Here is a 17,087-nt window from a genome sequence, read left to right on the forward strand (position 1 = left end):
GCCGCCGCCCCGCTGCCTCACTCGGACGCGGACTTCGTGATCGGGTAGAAGTCCCACGCGCCGTAGAGGATCATGTTGTTGACGTAGCCATCGACCCAGTCGCGGGTGACGATGTACGTGTAGTCCTCCCACAGGAACATGCTGGTCGCGTACTCGTGGCTCATCTCCTGCAGGCGGGCGTAGATCGGCTCGCGCTCGGCCGGGTCGTTCAGCGCCCACGCCTCGTCCAGCAGCGGCTGGAAATGCTCGCGCATCAGTTCCTGGTAGCCCTCGCCCGAGAAGCCGGCGACGAGGCCCGTGGGCGACAGGTAGTAGGTCGCCGCGCCCAGCGGGCCGCCCGGGTCCGAGTAGTCCGGCCCCCAGCCCATGTAGGTGAGCGGCGAGGTCGGCTCGTCGGCGAACACCTTGTCCATGATCGAGGCCGCGGGCAGCGCCTGCAGCTCCAGCCGGAACTTCGGATTGATCCGCGCCAGGTTCTGCTGAAGGACCGACAGCGCGGCGTTCGCCAGCGTGTTCCCCTCCTGCATGTAGGCGGTCATGGTGAAGCCGTTCTCCCACAGCTGCCCGTCATAGGCGGCGCGGAAGTGCTCTTCGGCCTTCTCCGGATCGTAGGTGTAGATCGGCGAGTCCTCGCGGTAGCCCATGATCCCGCGGACCGTCGGGCCGCGCGACTGCACCGTCTTGCCGAGGTTCACCTGCTCCAGCAGCAGGTCGTAGTCCTGCGCGTAGTTGAAGCCCATCCGCACGTCGAGGTCGGCGAAGAAGTCCGGCGGGATGCCCTGCCCGTCCAGCTGGCCCGACCCGATCGCCGGGTTGTCCTGCGCCTGCAGCGGCCAGGCGTAGAACAGCGCCCGTCCGAAGACGCGCTGCAGGCCGTCCACGACCTTCACGCCCTCCGTCGCCGCCAGCTCGTCCAGGAATTCCACCGGCGCCGACACCACGTCCGCGTCGCCCGACAGCAGCTGCAGCCGCTGGGTCGTCCATTCCGGCACCGTGCGCAGCACCACCCGCTCCAGCGAGGCGGGGCCGTGCATGTAGTTCTCGAACCGCCGCAGCACGATCCGCCGCTCGGAGCGGTCCCACTCTTCCAGCATGAACGGCCCGGTGCCGTTCTCGTCGGCGAAGAGCGGGGTCTCGGACGCCTCGGGGCGGAAGTAGTCGCCCCAGGTCGTGGGCTCTCCGTCCCAGCCGCCCATGTCGACGGTCCATTCCTTGTCGATGATCGACGTGCCGAAGGGCAGCGCCATGATGCCGAGCGTCGCCGGGAAGCTCTGCGCCAGGTGCAGCGTGACCGTGTCACCCTCGACGGAGATCAGCTGGTCGAGCTCGTCGTAGACCTGCTGCAGCTGCGCCTCGTCGAGGTCGGGCACCTCGGCGCCGGTCAGGTCCTCGGCGATCGCCGCGACGTCGGTGTACTCGCCCGAGGTCATCATCTCGGTCACGGCCTTGGACATCCAGCTCTCGTCCATCAGCATCGCGCGGAGGAGCGAGTATTTCACGTCCTCGGCGGTGATGACGCCGTAGCCCGGCTCGATGTTCGCGCGCTCCTCCTCGGACAGGTCGTCGTAGTATTCCCAGGTGACCGTGCCGTCCTCGCCCATCAGGCCGACCTTGTGGGCGTAGGTGTCGGGCCGGATCGGGAACGAGTACGAGACCGAGCCGTCCTCGCCCTCGACGATCAGGCCGTTCTCGAGCGACGGCACCTCGGTCGACAGCGCCGGCACGAACTCCGATATCTGCTCGCCGTCGTAGGCGAGGAGCCGGCTGTAGACGTTTAGCGTGCCGTAGCTGCTGGGCGTGTTGCTGATGTAGGCCGGATCGAACGACTGCACGTCGTCGGTCCACAGAAAGACCAGCGTGTCCGGATTGGTGACCTGCGCCTGCGCGGCCGAGGCCGCGAGGCCGGCCGCCGCCAGCAGTGGAAGAGCGGTAAATTGCTTCATGAGGACGTCCCCTGTTGTGGTCGGAAGCCGCGGTCTTGACGCCGCGCGGTCAGGGGAAGCGTAGGGAGCGGATGGACGTGCTGTCCAATGCCTGCTAGCGATGCATCATGCAGAAAACGCATGAGGCGGCGTGATGGAGCTGATCTGGCTGGAGGATTTCGCCGAACTGGTGGCCACACGGCACTTCTCGGCCGCGGCCGCCTCGCGCAACGTCTCGCAGCCCGCTTTCAGCAGGCGGATCAAGGCGTTGGAGGCCTGGCTCGGGGCCGAGCTGGTCGATCGGCGCACCTCCCCCGTGCAGCTCACGCCGACCGGCAACGCCTTCGCCCTGCGCTGCCAGGAGCTGGTGAACGAGATCTACCGCATCCGGACGGAGTGCCAGCACAATGCCACTCCGGCGAGCGTGGTGATCAATTTTGCGGCGCCGCACACAATCGAGATGTTCTTCTTTCCCGCATGGCTCGGAGAGCTGCGCGACTCTCTCGGCCCGATCAACAGCCACATGATGGGAGGCGACCACCGCGACTGCATCGAGGCGCTGGCGCTGGGGAACTGCGATTTCGCCCTCGTCTGGAACAGTCCCATCGGTCCGCAGGCCGCCCGCGGCGGGCCGCACCGGACGCTAAAGGTCGGACAGGACAGGCTTGTTCCGGTCTCGGGATGCCGGTCCGACGGCACCCCGATCTACGAGTTCGGCCGGGACGGCGATGCCCTGCCGTTCCTCGCCTACTCCTGGAAGGACGGCTATCTCGGCCGGCTGATCGCGATGATCCAGGCCCGCGCGAAGCCGTCGCTCCGCTTGCAGACGGTCTACCAGTCCTCGCTGGCCGAGGGCATCAAGCAGATGGCGATCGCCGGCATGGGCATCGGCTGGCTGCCTCTTTCCTGTGCGCAGGGGGCGATCGAGGAGGGCCGCCTCGCGCAGATCGGCCCCGACGACATGGCGACCGACATGGAGATCCTGCTCTGCCGCCGTCTTGGGCAGAGTCACCAGGGAGTGGAGGCGATCTGGCGGCATCTGGGCGGCTGACGGCCTTGCCAAGGCCGGATCGTGATGCAAGGCTTGCATGAAGTTCCGCCGTGCCAGAGGCCCCGATGCCCCCGACCGACAGCCTTCCCCCGCCCGACGCCCCTCCCCCGACCGACGACTTTGCGGCCGATCCCGACCTCGTCCTCGCCGTCGACGACCTCGCGGTCGAGTTCCCCCTCACCCGCAAGACCACCTTCGCCGCGGTGAAGGGCGTCTCGTTCCGCATCCGCCGGGGCGAGACGCTGGCCCTCGTCGGCGAGAGCGGCTCGGGCAAGTCGGTCACGGCGATGACGCTGATGCGCCTCACCGAACATGACGGCGCCCGCATCACCCGCGGCTCGATCAGGCTGCGGATGAAGGACGCCAGGGTCGTGAACCTGCTCGACCTGCCGGAGAAGCGGATGGACAACATCCGCGGCGCCGAGGTCTCCATCGTCTTCCAGGACCCGATCTCGTCCTTGAACCCGGTCTACCGCGTCGGCGACCAGATCGCCGAGGCGGTCGTCCGCCACCAGGGCAAGACGAAGGAACAGGCGCGGCGCATCGCGCTGGACATGCTGCGGCTGGTCCGCGTGCCCGACGCCGAGCGGCGGCTGCGGCAGTTCCCGCACCAGCTGTCGGGCGGGATGCGGCAGCGGGTGATGATCGCCATCGCGCTGGCCTGCCGGCCCTCGCTGATGATCCTCGACGAGCCGACGACGGCCCTCGACGTGACGATCCAGGCGCAGATCCTCGACCTTGTCCGCGCGCTGCAGGCCGAGATCGGGATGGCGGTCCTCTTCATCACCCACGACATGGGCGTGGTCGCCGAGATCGCCGACCGGATCTGCGTGATGCTGAAGGGCGAGATCATCGAGACCGGCAGCGTCTACGACGTCTTCGATACCCCGCGCGAGACCTACACCCGCGCCCTGATCGCCGCCGTCCCGGCCCTCGGCAGCCTCGCCGATTCGCCGCATCCGCAGAAGTTTCCGACGGCCGCGACCCTCACCAGCGCGGAGGGCGCATGACCACGCCGCTTCTCGAGGTCGAGAACCTCGTCACCCGCTTCGACATCAAGGCCGGCCTGTTCGGCCGGGTGGAGGGCCGCGTCCATGCGGTCGAGGACGTGTCCTTCACCGTCGCGCCCGGCGAGACGCTCGCTATCGTCGGCGAATCCGGCTGCGGCAAGTCCACCGTCGCCCGCTCCATCCTGCAGCTCGACAGGCCGGTCTCGGGCTCGATCCGGTTCGAGGGGCAGGAGATGCTGGGCGTGTCCGCGCGCCGCCTACAGGACTTCCGCCGGAACGTGCAGATGGTGTTCCAGGACCCGTTCGCGTCGCTGAACCCGCGGATGACGATCCTGCGGGCGATCGCCGACCCGCTGCGGGTGCACAAGGTAGTGCCGCCGGGCCAGCTGCGCGCCCGCGCCGAAGAACTGCTGCGGCTGGTGGAGCTCGACGCCACCGCGCTCACGCGCTTTCCCCATGCGTTCTCCGGCGGCCAGCGGCAGCGCATCTGCATCGCCCGGGCGCTCGCCCTCGACCCCAAGCTCATCATCGCCGACGAGGCGGTCGCCTCTCTCGACGTGACGATCCAGGCGCAGGTGATCAACCTGCTCATGGACCTGCAGGAGCGGCTGAAGATCGCGCTGATCTTCATCAGCCACGACATGGCGGTGGTGGAGCGGATCGCCCACCGGGTCGCGGTCATGTACCTGGGCGAAATCGTCGAGATCGGCGACCGTCAGTCGGTTCTCGGCAATCCGCAGCACCCCTACACCCGCAAGCTGCTGTCGATGGTCCCCGTCGCCGATCCGCGCCGCCGCCCAGAGGGGCGGGCGCTGATGAACGACGAGATCCTCAGCGCGATCCGTCCGCCGGGCCACGTGCCCGAGCCGTCGTCGCTGGTGCAGGTGTCGGCGACCCACTTCGTCCGGCAGGCGGCCTGAACGATCCGTCACCGAAAGACGAAACGGGGCGCCCGAAGGCGCCCCGCTCAACGTTCCCGGAACCTCCGCGGATCAGCTCTCGCCGACCGACAGCGCGACGAAGCGCGGGTCGCCGCCGCGGCGGACGAGGAGGAGGATGGACTTGCGGCCCGCGGCCTCCGCCTCCTCGATCCGGGCTTCGAGGTCGGCGACCGTCGTGACCGGCTGCTGGCCGGCCTCGGTAATCACGTCGCCGGCGGCGATGCCCTTGGCGGCCGCGTCGGACAGCGGATCGACCTCGGTGATGACGATCCCCTGCTCGGCGTCGATGCCGTACTCTTCCGTCAGCTCCGGCGTGATGCCCGACAGGGTCAGGCCGAGGATCTCGGAGGTGGACGGCTCCTCGTCGCCACCCTGCTGCGAGGCGGGCATGACATCCACGTTGCCCTCGCGACGGCCGAGCGTCACGGTCAGCTGGACCTCCTCGCCGTCCCGAAGCACGGTCACCGGGACCTCCTTGCCGACCGGCGCACTGCCGACCATGCGGACGAGCTCGCGCGTGTCGGGCACGTCGTTGCCGTCGAAGGTCAGGATCACGTCACCCGCTTCCATGCCGGCATCCATCGCCGGCCCTTCCGGCACGTCGGTGATCAGCGCACCGACCGACTCCTCGAGCCCGTCGATCGCGTCCACCATGTCCGGCGTGACGTCCTGGATGCGCACGCCCAGCCAGCCGCGGCGGGTCTCGCCGAACTCCTGCAGCTGGTCGACGACGTTGCGCACCACCTCGGACGACATGGCGAAGCCGATGCCGATGGAGCCGCCGTTCGGGGACAGGATGGCGGTGTTCACGCCGATCACCTCGCCGCCCATGTTGAACAGCGGCCCGCCCGAGTTGCCGCGGTTGATGGCGGCGTCGGTCTGGATGTAGTCGTCGTAGGTGCCGCTGAGCGCCCGGTTGCGGGCCGAGATGATCCCGGCCGAGACCGAGAAGCCCTGCCCCAGCGGGTTGCCCATCGCCATGACCCAGTCGCCGACGCGGCTGCCGGGCCCGTCGCTGTCGCCGAACGCGACATAGGGCAGGTCCTCTTCGCTCTCGACCTTGAGGAGGGCGATGTCGGTGTTGGGGTCGGTGCCGACCAGCTCGGCCTCGAGCGTGTCGCCCGAGAAGAACTCGATGGTGATCTCGTCGGCGCCCTCGATGACGTGGTTGTTCGTCACGATGTAGCCGTCGGCCGAGATCACGAAGCCCGAGCCCAGCGCGGACGACCGGCGCGGGCCGTCGTCCTGGCGGTCCTGGAAGTCGCGGAAGAAGTCCTCGAAGGGCGAGCCCTCAGGGACGACGCCCTGCGGCCCGGTGCCGCCGGCGACGGTGGTGGTCGTGGTGATGTTGACGACGGCCGGGCTGACCTGCTCGGCCAGGTCGGCGAAGGTCGCCGGGCGCGAGTCGGTCGTCGGCTCGATTTCCTGCGCGACGCCGTCGCTCGCCGGAGCGAGGGCGAGGCCGAAGGACAGGACGAGGGCGCCGATCACGGGCGCGGTCGTTGCGATTGCCTTGGTGGTCACGAATGTCTCCTTTTCCGTCCCCCGGGGCGCGCATGCGCCGCGCCCCGCCGGGAGCGCGCGGCCCTCGCAGGGACCGTGGCTTGGCGGCCCGAACATGAGCCTACGACGCCCCGCCCGCAACTCAAAGGCTGCTCTCGGGCCGTCAACGCCCTGTGAAGGCAGCGTGCGGTGCTGCGGGACGGGATGGGCGTGCGGGCAAGGGAGGGGGTAGCGGGTCCGATCGGGCGGAGGCGCCGTACAGGTCCGCGGTTACCTGCTCGAAATCCCGCCCCGGGCTCGACCCGGGGCCTCGCGCCGTCCGGGTGTGCGCGGCCTGCCGAGGTCCCGGGTCAAGCCCGGGACGGGGCGGACGGCCGAAGAAGCGTTGCAGCCCGGACTGCCGAAGCCGGGCTCGGGACGGGCACCGGCGGCGCCGGGGATCGCTCCCCCGCCGCATCGCCCTCAGCCCGCGCCCAGCGACACGCCCACCCAGGCCAGGACCAGCCCGGTCGCCAGCGCCGCGAGGCCCGCAAGCCGGCGCTGCTCCACCGTCAGGCTCCGCAGGGCCGCGAGGAGGTCCTCCAAAAGCGAAGGGGCCAGTGCCCACACCAGCCCCTCCACGATCAGTACGAGGCCCAGCGCGAGAAGCGCCGTCGCCATGTCAGTTGCTCGCCGTCGACCCGTCGGTGTCGTCGTCCGGCGTCACCGCCGTCGGCTCCTCCAGCGCGGTGGCGGTGCCGTCGTCCACCACCGGGGGCAGTTCGGCGTCCCCGGCAGAGGCGTCCTCGTCCGGGGTCACGGCGGTCGGCTCCTCGAGCGCGGTCGCCGTGCCTTCCTCGACCAGCGCGGGCGCCTCGTCCACCGGCGCGGCGGCGTCGGCGGCCTCGTCGGTGCCGTCGCCCTCGACCTCGCCGATGGTGTCGCTGGTCGACGGCAGCGTCCCGCTCTCCGCGCTCTCCGGCACGTCGGGCGTCTCGCCCGGCTCCAGCGTCGGCAGCTCGACCTCACCGCCCGGCGTGCCAGGCGTCGGGGGCTGCGCCGCGCGGTCGCCATCGTAGAGGTAGTCGAAGAACGACGATTGCGGCGTCAGGACCATCGTCGACGTCTCGCCGGTCAGGGCCAGCGAGTAGGCCTGCATCGAGCGGTAGAAGTCGAAGAACTCGGGATCCGCCCCGTAGGCCTCGGCAAAGATGCGGTTCGCCTCGGCGTCGGCCTCGCCTCGGGTGATCTCGGCGTCCCGCTCGGCCTCGGACAGGGTCTCGGTCACGGTCCGGTCGGCGAGAGCGGTCACCCGCTGCGCCGCCTCGCGGCCGCGCGCCCGCTCGTCCTCGGCCTCGCGCTGGCGCTCGGCCTGCATCCGGTCGAAGGTCGCCTGCAGGTTCTGGACCGGCAGCATCGTCTGCTTCAGCCGCACGTCCACCACGTCGATGCCGAGCGACAGGGCGAGGCGTCGCGAATTGTCGCGAATGCGGTTCATCAGCAGGCGACGCTCTTCCGACAGGATCGTGTCCGACGTCACCTGATCGGCACCCAGCACCTCGCGGATCTGGGCGTTCAGGATCGATGTCAGGCGATCCTCGGCGACGCGGATGCCGCCGACGCCGACCGCCTGCCGGAACCGCACCACGTCGGCGATCCGGTAGCGGGCGAAGGCGTCGACCTCGAGCCGGCGGTCGTCCGACGGCGTCACCTCGATCGGGTCGGTGTCGATCGACAGGATCCGGTCGTCGTAGGTCACGACCTCCTGGATGAAGGGGATCTTGAACCCCAGGCCCGGTTCCTCCTGCACCCGGACGATCTGTCCGAACTGCAGGACGAGGGCCTTCTCGCGCTCGTCCACCACGAAGATGGAGCCGAGCCCGAGGGCGACGATCACAACGAGGGCGGGAAGAAGGAAGATCGACTTGCGCATGTCTTCAGTTCCCCGCGGTCGAGGCGGCGCCGGCAGGACCGGCGTTGCCGCGCATGAGATCGTTGAGGGGCAGGAACGGCACCACGCCGGTGCCCCCGTTCTGGCCGCCGGTGACCTGCGGATCGAGGATCACCTTGTCGGTGTCCGCGAGTATCCGCTCCATCGTCTCGAGGTAGATGCGGCGGCGCGTCACGTCCTCGGCCTGCAGGTACTCGCCCAGCACGGCGGAGAAGCGGCTGGCCTGACCCACGGCGTCGTTCACGGTCTGGGCGCGATACGCCTCGGCCTGCTCGATCGTCTGGGCCGCCTGACCGCGGGCCTCGGCGAGGACGCGGTTGGCGTAGCGGTCGGCCTCGCGCTGGAGCTGGTCGCGCTCCTGCTCGGCCGCCTGCACGTCACGGAAGCTGTCGATCACCTCCGGCGGCGGGTCGGCGGTGTCGAGGTTGACGCGCACGATGCTGATGCCGCTCTCGTACTCGTCGAGCGTGGCCTGGATGCCGTCCTGCACCTGCTGCGCGATCAGGCCGCGGTCGCGGTTGAGGATCGGGGCGAGGTTGGACGCCGCGATCACCTCGCGCATGACGGATTCGCTCACCGCCTGCACGGTCTCTTCCGGCTCGGCGATGTTGAACAGCATCTTGGCGGGGTCGGCGACGTTCCAGACCACCTGGAAGCCGATGTCGACGATGTTGGCGTCGGTCGTCAGCATCAGGCCGCTCTGGCCGTCCTGCGCGCCGCGCCGGCCGATCTGCTCGGACCGCTCGGAGGTGACGTTGACGATGTCGTAGGTGACCACAGGCCAGGGCGCGAAGTTCAGGCCCGGATTGCCGGTCGAGGCATATTCGCCGAGGAACAGCTCCACCGACTGCTCTTCCGGCCGGACGGTGTAGAACGACAGAAAGCCCCACAGGATCACGAGCCCTAGGACGATCAGGCCGAACGTGCCCCGCGTCAGGCGCGGCCCGCCCGACCCGCCGGTGCCTCCGGTGCCGTTGCCGCCCGTGCCCCGCCCGCCCATCAGGACGCGCAGCTGCTCGCGGCCGCGGTTCACCCATTCATCGACATCGGGCATCTGCGGACCGTCGCCGTTCGGGCGACGGGGCCGCTGCGGCGGCCGCCTGTCGTCGTCGTTGCCTCCGGGGGGCCGGCCACCGCCGTTGCCGCCCCAGGGTCCACCGTTGTTCCCAGCCATTACTGTGCGTCTTCCCTCCTCGCAGGCGCGCGGACCGGGCAGTACCGGCCGGCGCGCGGGTGTTCCCAAAATGTGCGCATCGGCGCCGAATTCAAGCAGTGCGGGTCGGCTCCCGCATCGTCACCAGCTCTTCCGCCATCGTCGGATGGACGGCGCAGGTGCGGTCGAAATCCTCTTTCGTCGCGCCCATCTTCACCGCGATCCCCGCCAGCTGGATCATCTCGCCCGCCTCTGGCGCGACGATGTGACACCCCAGCACCCGCCGGCTCTCCGCGTCGACGATCAGCTTCATGAGCACCCGCTCTTTGCTCTCGGCGAAGGCGCTGCGCATCGGCCGGAAGGAATTGCAGTAGACTTCGATCGCGTGATCCTCGCGCGCCTCCTCCTCGGTCATGCCCACGGTGCCGAACTCCGGCTGGGTGAACACGGCCGATGGAATCAGGTCGTGATCGACCGGGGTCCGCTCGCCGCCGAAGACCGTCCGGGCGAAGGCCATTCCCTCGCGGATCGCGACCGGCGTCAGGTTCACCCGGTTCGTCACGTCGCCGATCGCGTGGATCGAGGGCACGGCGGTCGCGGAATATTCGTCCACCTTCACCTCGCCCCGGCGGCCGATCTCGACGCCGACCTCCTCCAGCCCCAGCCCCTTGCTGTTCGGCGCCCGCCCGGTCGCGAAGAGCAGCGCGTCGTACGCCCGCTCGGACCCGTTGGTCGCCTTCACCCAGACCGGGCAGCCCGGATCGCCCTCGCCCGGGAGCAGGTCGTCGCCCATCACGGCGTCGCTGCCGCTGCCGTGGTCGATCCGCTCGGCCGAGGCGGCGGTCATCTCGGCGATGTCGGTGCCGACATGCAGGTCGATGCCGCGGGCGCGCATGTTCTCGGCGATCAGCCCGCGCGCCTCGTCGTCGAAGCCGCGCAGGATCTGCGCGCCGCGGTAGAACTGGGTCACCTCGACGCCCATCCCGGCGAGGATGCAGGCGAACTCGCAGGCGATGTAGCCGCCGCCGACGATCAGGATGGACTTCGGCAGCTCCTCCAGATGGAAGATGTCGTCCGAGACCAGGCCGAGCCGCGCGTTCTTCATGTCCGGCCGCACCGGGTGCCCGCCGGTCGCGACCAGGATGTGCGCGGCGCTGACCGTGCTGCCGTCGGCGAGCGTGATCTCGTTCGGCCCGCTCACCGTCGCCCTCTGGTCGAAGACGGTCACGCCGGAGGAGTCCAGCAGCTTGCGGTACACGCCTTCGAGCCGATCCAGTTCCGCCCGCAGCCTGTCGTGGAAGCGCGGCCACTCGAACCGGCTGTCCGGAACCTCCCAGCCGTAGGCCCTCGCCTCCTCCAGCGCACCGTCGAAGGACGAGGCGAAGACCATCAGCTTCTTCGGCACGCAGCCGCGGATGACGCAGGTCCCGCCCATCCGGCTTTCCTCGGCCAGCGCGACCTTCGCGCCCAGCTGCGCCGAGACCCGCGCCGCCCGCACGCCGCCGGAGCCGCCGCCGATGACGAAGAGATCGTAGTCGTACCCGGCCATGAACATCTCCCGCGCGACCCGTCCGAGGCGGTATTCCACAGCCCGTGCCCGATTGCCAGCGGAGGGCGCCGCCGGCCCGGCCCCCTGTCGCGAACCGGCGGAGGGCAGGGACGCCAATGGCGCCGTCGATCTCCCGACCTCTCCCCCGCACGTTCGCGCCACGGCAAGCCCCCCGGGGACGGTGGGCGGGGCGATGCGCCGGCGCCAGGCGTGCGCGAGCGCCGGCCGGCGCCCCTTCTACTCCGCGATCTCGGTGAAGATGTTGTCCTCGCCCTCGAGCGCGTAGCGCGTCTCGCTCACGCCGCCTTCGGCGAGGTCGCGTACCAGGACCCGACCGTCGCCGTGGCCGACGACGAGCGCGTCGCAGATGTCGATGAAGAGGCCGTTCTCCACGACGCCGGGGATCTGGTTCAGCACGAGGCTCAGCTGCCGCGCATTGCCGATCCGGCCGAGCTGCAGGTCGAGGATGTGATTGCCCTCGTCCGTCACGAACGGGGCGTCGCCGCTCATGCGCAGCGCCGTGGTCCGACCCAGCACGTCCAGGCCGATCAGCGCCTCCTCCACCAGCAGCTGCGTCGTCTGCCAGCCGAACGGGACCACCTCGATCGGCAGGGGGAACGCGCCCAGCGTCTCGACCTGCTTGCCGGCGTCGGCGATCACCACCATCCGGTCCGACGCGGTCGCCACGATCTTTTCCTGCAGGTGCGCGCCGCCCCCGCCCTTGATGAGGTTGAGGTTGCCGTCCACCTCGTCGGCGCCGTCGATCGTCAGATCCAGCCACTTCGCCTCGTCCAGCGAGATCACCTCGATCCCCACCTCCCGCGCCAGCGACGCGGTGCGGGACGAGGTCGGCACCGCCCGAATCCGCAGGCCCCCGGCCACCCTCTCGCCGAGGCAGCGCACCAGCCAGGCGGCGGTCGACCCGGTGCCGAGGCCGATCTTCATGCCGCTCTCGACGAATTCGCTGGCGCGGCGGGCGGCCACGTACTTGGCCTTGTCGATGGGTGAGAGCGGGGCGGGCATCGGCGGTCTCCAGGGCGTGACGTGCGCGTTCGTCATAGCGCCTGCCGCGCAGCGACGCGACCCTCCCCGCGCCGATCGCGCCCGGCCGTGGCGCTGCCGCGCGGAACCTGACCGTCGCCCATGAGACGACCGTGCCGTGCTATTCGAGGACGACGGAGGGCAGCGTCCGGCCGCGAACAGAGGCTCCGACGCCGCAGCGTTGAGGGCGTCTTAGCTTGATGCCCCCGCCGGGCCCCGCCGGATCCCCGTCGTCTCGCCGGTGGCGCGGAAGCGTCTGCCCGGGGGGCGGCCACTCGCTGCCCGGGCCGCTGGCGCGGCTGATCCGGGCGCCCCCCTCCCGATATGATCTCCGCGCGACTGACCCGGCTGAGCGCTGAACGAGGACACGACTTGGCTCTCGTCCACTCCCGTCCCGGGCCCGGCCCGCGACCTCTTCCAACCGGGGGCCCGCTCGGGCCTCGCGCGGCCGCCGGTCAGGCCCGGGGCGGGTATGGCGACGACGGATCTCTGCCGCGCAGCACCCGCCCCACCGGCCGCCCGCCCCCGCCGCCTTCCGCCCGCGTCCCGTCGCAATCCATCCGCCCCCACTCGCACCGCACCCTATTGTCCCCCCATGACCCTCATCCTGCACTACGCCCCCGACAACGCCTCGCTGTGCATCCGCATCGCGCTGCTCAAGCAGGGTCTTCCGTTCCAGACCCGTCTCGTCGACCGCCGCGCCCGGGCGCAGAGGGACACCGCCTACCTGGCGCTCAACCCCCACGGCCTGATCCCTGTCCTCGAGGCCCCGGACGGCCCGCTGTTCGAGACCGCCGCGATCCTCATCTGGCTGGACGAGACCCACGGCGACCTCCTGCCGCCGCGCGGCGATCCGACCCGCGCCGCGGCGCTGTCCTGGCTCGTCTGGCTGTCGAACAGCCTGCACCCCGCCCTTCAGATCCTCTTCGGCCCCGCCCGCTTCGTCCCGCCCGACATCCTGCCGCCGCTGATCGCGACCACGCGGACCCGCATCGCCGCCCTCCTCGACCTCGCCGAGGCGCACATTCCCGCCGCTCCCGCGCTCGACGCCTACCTCTTCCCCATGCTGCGCTGGCTGGCCCTCTACCCGCGGGGCGAGACGGCCTGGTTCGACCTCGCCCGCTGGCCCGGCCTTTACGATCGCGCCGCGGCGTGGGAGACCTCGGCCCCGGTCCGCGCCGCCGCCGTGGCCGAAGGCCTGGGCGCGCGACCCGTCACCCGCCCACAGCCGCCGAACCCGCCCGAGGGGAGCCCCACCTGATGTTCCTGTCCGTCTTCGAGATGTTCAAGGTCGGCGTCGGCCCGTCCTCGTCGCACACGATGGGGCCGATGGTCGCCGCGGCGCGGTTCCTCGACCACCTGCGCCGTCAGCCCTTCTCCGTCGCGGGCGTGCGCGCCTCGCTGCACGGCTCGCTCGCCTTCACCGGCGTCGGCCACGCCACCGACCGGGCGGTGATCCTCGGCCTCGCCGGCTTCCGGCCCGACGACTACGACGCCGAGAAGGCCGAGGCCGAGCTGGCCCGCATCAATGAGGAGGGCACCGTCGATCCCGAGGGCCTGCCGCGGCTCGCCTTCCGCCCGGCCGAGCATCTGGTCTTCGACCGCGGCCCCGCCCTGCCCGGCCACGCCAACGGCCTGATCCTGCAAGGGCTCGACGCCGAGGGCGACGTGGTGACCGAGGTGACCTACTACAGCGTCGGCGGCGGCTTCGTCCTCACCGCCGACGAGCTCGCCGCGGGCAAGGGCACCGACGACGGCCCGCCCGTCCCCTACCCGTTCAAGAGCGCCGCCGAGATGCTGCAGATGGCCGCCGCCTCGGGCCTCACCATTGCCGGCATGAAACGCGCGAACGAGCTGTCCCGCCGCCCCGCCGCCGATCTCGACCAAGGCATGAAGCGCATCTGGGAGGTGATGAACGACTGCATCGACCGCGGCCTCGCGGCCGAGGGCACGCTGCCCGGCGGCCTCAAGGTCCGCCGCCGCGCCAGGGGCATCCGCGACGCGCTGATCGCCGAGCGCGGCACCAATCTCGCCGCGCCGCACACGATCAACGACTGGATGAGTGCCTACGCGATGGCGGTGAACGAGGAGAACGCCGCCGGCGGTCAGGTGGTCACCGCGCCGACCAACGGCGCCGCGGGCGTGATGCCCGCCGTCATCCGCTACTGGCTGGACAACGTGCCCGGCGCCGCGCCCTCGCGCGTGCCCGAGTTCCTGCTCACCGCCGCCGCGATCGGCGGCCTCATCAAGTTCAACGCCTCGATCTCGGGCGCCGAGTGCGGCTGCCAGGCCGAGGTCGGCAGCGCCTCGGCGATGGCCGCCGCCGGCCTCTGCGCGGTCCTCGGCGGCACGCCGGCGCAGGTCGAGAACGCCGCCGAGATCGCGCTGGAGCACCATCTCGGCATGACCTGCGACCCGGTCCGCGGCCTCGTCCAGGTCCCCTGCATCGAGCGCAACGGCCTCGGCGCGATCAAGGCCGTCTCCGCGGCCTCGCTGTCGCTGCGCGGGGACGGCACGCACCTCGTCCCGCTCGACGCCGCAATCGAGACGATGCGCCAGACCGGCGCGGACATGAGCGAGAAGTACAAGGAGACGTCGCTCGGCGGCCTCGCGGTGAACGTGCCGAACTGCTGAGGCGACGGTGCTTGCCGCAACGGCAGTCCGGCGACTAGCATCGCCCCCTGACGCATCTACCTTCAGGGGGTTTTCATCATGCACGTCCTTCGCCTCGCCGCCCTTCTCTGCCTGTGCGCCCTGCCGGCCGCCGCGCAGCAGTGGAACCAGCTCGCCTACTACGTCGCCTGGATCGGGCCGGAGGACATGCGCAACTCTAGCGGGGTCCGCCTGACCTCACTCGGCGCCGTACTGCAGCAGGACCGCGCCAACGTGCACCGCTTCAATATCCGCCACCCGCAGGACGAATACGATCCGGTCTTCGGCAACCAGAGCGTCCGGGCGATGATCCCGCAGCTCTACCAGAACGGCGGCCGCGCCCCCGGGCTGGAGGCGGCCGTCGCGTCGGGGCAGCCGTTCGGCGTGAGCGTCTTCGTCTGCGGCTACGGCAGCACGCCGCAGGTGATCTACCTCGCCGGCTGGGGCGAGGACCATTCGGGCTGCTACTGAGGACCTGGCCGCCTGGGCCTGACGGCAGGCTGCGCCGCCCGTCGACCCTCCACAGGCAGATGACGCGGCGCCCGCCAGCGGCCCGCGCCCGCTCTTCCCGACGTGGCGCGGCGGGCCCCACCGTTGCCCGCATCCGCCCTTGCCCCCGCCGCCCCCGCGGCTAGCCTGCCGGCATGAGCGCCCCCGCCCCGGCCACCGCCGCACCCTCCCGCGCCGACCGCCCCCTCCTCGGCATCGCCCTGATGCTGGGCTTCTGCGTCCTCGCCCCGCTGGGCGACGGGGTGGCCAAGCTGATCGGCACGGCCGTCGCGATGCCGGTGCTCCTTCTCGCCCGATTCGCGATCCAGGCTGCGGTCCTGACGCCGCTGACGCTCGCCTCGTCGGCGCCCTGGCCGGACGGCCGCGCGCTCGGGCTCATCGCGATCCGCACGCTCCTGCACATCGCCGGCATCGCGATGATGTTCACCGCCCTGCGCTACCTCCCCCTCGCCGACGCGGTGGCCATCGCCTTCATCATGCCCTTCATCATGCTGCTCCTCGGCCACCTCGTCCTCGGCGAGGAGGTGGGACCGGTCCGCCTGATCGCCTGCGGCGTCGGCTTCGTCGGCACGCTCCTGGTGGTGCAGCCGAACTTCGCCGCCGTCGGTGCGCCGGCGCTCCTGCCGCTGGGTGTCGCGGTCGTCTTCGCCTTCTTCATGCTGGTCGCCCGGATCGTCGGCCGCACGGTGGACCCGGTCCGGATGCAGGCGATCTCGGGCCTGATGGCGCTGCCGCTCCTGCTGCCGCTGCTGCTGTGGGTGCCGGCGGACCTGATCCTGCCGTCGGCGCAGGTCGGTGGCCTGCTCCTGCTCCTCGGCCTTCTGGGCACCGTCGCGCACCTCGCGATGACCGGATCGCTGCGCTACGCGCCCTCGGCGACGCTCGCTCCGATGCAGTACCTCGAGATCCCCTTCGCCACCCTCGTCGGCTGGGCGATGTTCGGCGACCTGCCGAACGGCCTGGCGGCGCTCGGCATCGCGGTGACGATGGTGGCCGGCCTCTGGATCATCCGGCGCGAGCGGGCCAGCGCGGCGCGGCTGCGGGCGGCCCCGCCAGTGCCCTGACCGCCGCCTCCAGCGCCGCCCGCGGCAGGATCACCAGCATCCCCGGCCCGTCCGGCGCCAGCGTCGCCACGCCGCCGGCCGTCGCGTTCGACGTGCCGATCCGCCCCTCGGGAGAGAAGTCGATCCCGTCCGTGGGCCAGACCAGCCCGGTCGAGGCGATACGGCAGGGCAGCATCGGGTAGAGCGACACCAGCGTGCCCGGACCGAGGTCCAGCCGCAGCGCGGGAGGACACAGGAACAGCAGGCTCTCCGCACCCACGACGACGCACGGCCGGTCCGGCCGCGCCAGCAGCGTGTGGAGCACCGCCAGCTCGTGATCCAGCCGCCCGCCGGTGAACCCCACCGCCAGCGCCAGCGGCGCCTCGACCGAGCGCAGCACCTTGTCGAAGTCGGTGCTCTGCTGTTCACTGACACGGTGGAGCCGGCCGGCGAAGGCGGCCCGCGCGGCGTCCGAGATGGAATCCATGTCGCCGATGACCGCCCGAGGGGTCACGCCAGCGGTCAGCGCCGCATCGGCGCCTCCGTCCGCGGCGACGAGAGCCGGCGCGAGGCTTAACGCCTCATCAAGATCGGTGCGCCTAAAGTCGGCCCCGCCGAGGAGGGTCACGGGCCGATCGGACCGAACGAGGACCATCAGGACCGCCTCATTGTTTCCGGCCGGGAAACCGGCGCCACGAAAGGGTCACGAAATCGAGCGTCCCGCAACCCGGTCCCGGTCCGGTTTCCGTCCCGATCCGTGGTAAACGGTTTGTTGCTGGATG

The 17,087-nt window shown here is 70.8% G+C and carries 14 protein-coding genes and 1 pseudogene; 7 read left to right on the top strand and 8 right to left on the bottom strand.

All coding sequences use genetic code 11. The annotated features are described in order from the left end of the window. Window positions 1-17: 17 nt before the first annotated feature. On the bottom strand, window positions 18-1,943 hold the full coding sequence (locus A37W_RS0106880; protein WP_018302290.1) for an ABC transporter substrate-binding protein: 1,926 nt from the start codon (window positions 1,941-1,943) through the stop codon (window positions 18-20). A 133-nt stretch (window positions 1,944-2,076) separates the two neighbouring features. On the opposite strand from A37W_RS0106880, the gene A37W_RS0106885 reads away from it, so the two are divergent. The 3 genes from A37W_RS0106885 to A37W_RS24020 all read left to right on the top strand — a co-directional run bounded on the left by A37W_RS0106885 (window position 2,077) and on the right by A37W_RS24020 (window position 4,903). Continuing rightward, the gene (locus A37W_RS0106885; protein WP_018302291.1) at window positions 2,077-2,973 is read left to right on the top strand and encodes a LysR family transcriptional regulator; all 897 of its coding nucleotides are present in this window, start codon (window positions 2,077-2,079) and stop codon (window positions 2,971-2,973) included. A gap of 65 nt (window positions 2,974-3,038) precedes the next feature. Then, window positions 3,039-3,983 (top strand): ABC transporter ATP-binding protein, encoded by a 945-nt coding sequence (locus A37W_RS24015; RefSeq protein WP_018302292.1) that lies wholly within the window; start codon window positions 3,039-3,041, stop codon window positions 3,981-3,983. Continuing rightward, window positions 3,980-4,903 carry an ABC transporter ATP-binding protein gene (locus tag A37W_RS24020; protein WP_018302293.1) on the top strand — a complete coding sequence of 308 codons (924 nt, stop codon included), beginning with the start codon at window positions 3,980-3,982 and terminating at the stop codon, window positions 4,901-4,903. Before A37W_RS24015 ends, A37W_RS24020 begins: the two co-directional genes overlap by 4 nt. A 72-nt stretch (window positions 4,904-4,975) precedes the next feature. Here the strand turns inward: A37W_RS24020 and A37W_RS0106895 are convergent, their stop codons facing one another. The 6 genes and pseudogenes from A37W_RS0106895 to rpiA all read right to left on the bottom strand — a co-directional run bounded on the left by A37W_RS0106895 (window position 4,976) and on the right by rpiA (window position 12,082). After that, the gene (locus A37W_RS0106895; RefSeq protein ID WP_018302294.1) at window positions 4,976-6,448 is read right to left on the bottom strand and encodes a Do family serine endopeptidase; all 1,473 of its coding nucleotides are present in this window, start codon (window positions 6,446-6,448) and stop codon (window positions 4,976-4,978) included. Between the two features lie 441 nt (window positions 6,449-6,889). Continuing rightward, on the bottom strand, window positions 6,890-7,087 hold the full coding sequence (locus tag A37W_RS0106900; RefSeq protein ID WP_018302295.1) for a DUF2065 domain-containing protein: 198 nt from the start codon (window positions 7,085-7,087) through the stop codon (window positions 6,890-6,892). 399 nt (window positions 7,088-7,486) lie between these two features. Further along, window positions 7,487-8,339: pseudogene (gene hflC / locus A37W_RS21130) on the bottom strand (protease modulator HflC); the annotation flags it as partial. 4 nt (window positions 8,340-8,343) lie between these two features. Next, window positions 8,344-9,531, bottom strand: coding sequence for an FtsH protease activity modulator HflK (gene hflK, locus A37W_RS0106910; RefSeq protein ID WP_018302297.1), 1,188 nt, complete (start codon window positions 9,529-9,531; stop codon window positions 8,344-8,346). A gap of 91 nt (window positions 9,532-9,622) precedes the next feature. After that, window positions 9,623-11,059: an FAD-dependent oxidoreductase gene (locus A37W_RS0106915; protein WP_026198350.1), complete on the bottom strand. Its 1,437-nt coding sequence runs from the start codon at window positions 11,057-11,059 to the stop codon at window positions 9,623-9,625. A gap of 237 nt (window positions 11,060-11,296) precedes the next feature. Further along, on the bottom strand, window positions 11,297-12,082 hold the full coding sequence (rpiA, locus tag A37W_RS0106925; protein ID WP_026198340.1) for a ribose-5-phosphate isomerase RpiA: 786 nt from the start codon (window positions 12,080-12,082) through the stop codon (window positions 11,297-11,299). A 613-nt stretch (window positions 12,083-12,695) separates the two neighbouring features. Here rpiA and A37W_RS0106930 point away from each other — a divergent pair. The 4 genes from A37W_RS0106930 (at window position 12,696) to A37W_RS0106945 (ending at window position 16,326) form a co-directional block, all read left to right on the top strand. Continuing rightward, the gene (locus A37W_RS0106930; RefSeq protein ID WP_018302300.1) at window positions 12,696-13,361 is read left to right on the top strand and encodes a glutathione S-transferase family protein; all 666 of its coding nucleotides are present in this window, start codon (window positions 12,696-12,698) and stop codon (window positions 13,359-13,361) included. Further along, window positions 13,361-14,734: an L-serine ammonia-lyase gene (locus tag A37W_RS0106935; RefSeq protein WP_018302301.1), complete on the top strand. Its 1,374-nt coding sequence runs from the start codon at window positions 13,361-13,363 to the stop codon at window positions 14,732-14,734. The genes A37W_RS0106930 and A37W_RS0106935 overlap by 1 nt, the downstream gene beginning before the upstream one ends. A gap of 78 nt (window positions 14,735-14,812) precedes the next feature. Continuing rightward, a complete protein-coding gene (locus tag A37W_RS0106940; RefSeq protein WP_018302302.1) occupies window positions 14,813-15,223 on the top strand; it encodes a hypothetical protein in 411 nt (136 codons plus the stop codon). Window positions 15,224-15,396: 173 nt separating this feature from the next. Beyond that, window positions 15,397-16,326 carry a DMT family transporter gene (locus A37W_RS0106945; protein WP_018302303.1) on the top strand — a complete coding sequence of 310 codons (930 nt, stop codon included), beginning with the start codon at window positions 15,397-15,399 and terminating at the stop codon, window positions 16,324-16,326. Here A37W_RS0106945 and A37W_RS0106950 read toward each other — a convergent pair. After that, window positions 16,268-16,960, bottom strand: a complete 693-nt coding sequence (locus tag A37W_RS0106950) for a thiamine pyrophosphokinase (protein WP_018302304.1) — start codon at window positions 16,958-16,960, stop codon at window positions 16,268-16,270. The genes A37W_RS0106945 and A37W_RS0106950 overlap by 59 nt on opposite strands. Window positions 16,961-17,087: the final 127 nt, after the last annotated feature.

Source organism: Wenxinia marina DSM 24838, from assembly GCF_000379485.1.
GTDB classification, from domain to species: Bacteria; Pseudomonadota; Alphaproteobacteria; order Rhodobacterales; family Rhodobacteraceae; genus Wenxinia; species Wenxinia marina.

Excerpts from the sequence above, each read along its gene's own strand:
- A37W_RS0106880 (WP_018302290.1), bottom strand. The coding sequence starts at position 1,943 with ATGAAGCAATTTACCGCTCTTCCACTGCTGGCGGCGGCCGGCCTCGCG.
- A37W_RS0106885 (WP_018302291.1), top strand. The coding sequence starts at position 2,077 with ATGGAGCTGATCTGGCTGGAGGATTTCGCCGAACTGGTGGCCACACGG.
- A37W_RS24015 (WP_018302292.1), top strand. The coding sequence starts at position 3,039 with ATGCCCCCGACCGACAGCCTTCCCCCGCCCGACGCCCCTCCCCCGACC.
- A37W_RS24020 (WP_018302293.1), top strand. The coding sequence starts at position 3,980 with ATGACCACGCCGCTTCTCGAGGTCGAGAACCTCGTCACCCGCTTCGAC.
- A37W_RS0106900 (WP_018302295.1), bottom strand. The coding sequence starts at position 7,087 with ATGGCGACGGCGCTTCTCGCGCTGGGCCTCGTACTGATCGTGGAGGGG.
- hflK (WP_018302297.1), bottom strand. The coding sequence starts at position 9,531 with ATGGCTGGGAACAACGGTGGACCCTGGGGCGGCAACGGCGGTGGCCGG.
- A37W_RS0106915 (WP_026198350.1), bottom strand. The coding sequence starts at position 11,059 with ATGGCCGGGTACGACTACGATCTCTTCGTCATCGGCGGCGGCTCCGGC.
- rpiA (WP_026198340.1), bottom strand. The coding sequence starts at position 12,082 with ATGCCCGCCCCGCTCTCACCCATCGACAAGGCCAAGTACGTGGCCGCC.
- A37W_RS0106930 (WP_018302300.1), top strand. The coding sequence starts at position 12,696 with ATGACCCTCATCCTGCACTACGCCCCCGACAACGCCTCGCTGTGCATC.
- A37W_RS0106935 (WP_018302301.1), top strand. The coding sequence starts at position 13,361 with ATGTTCCTGTCCGTCTTCGAGATGTTCAAGGTCGGCGTCGGCCCGTCC.
- A37W_RS0106940 (WP_018302302.1), top strand. The coding sequence starts at position 14,813 with ATGCACGTCCTTCGCCTCGCCGCCCTTCTCTGCCTGTGCGCCCTGCCG.
- A37W_RS0106945 (WP_018302303.1), top strand. The coding sequence starts at position 15,397 with ATGAGCGCCCCCGCCCCGGCCACCGCCGCACCCTCCCGCGCCGACCGC.
- A37W_RS0106950 (WP_018302304.1), bottom strand. The coding sequence starts at position 16,960 with ATGGTCCTCGTTCGGTCCGATCGGCCCGTGACCCTCCTCGGCGGGGCC.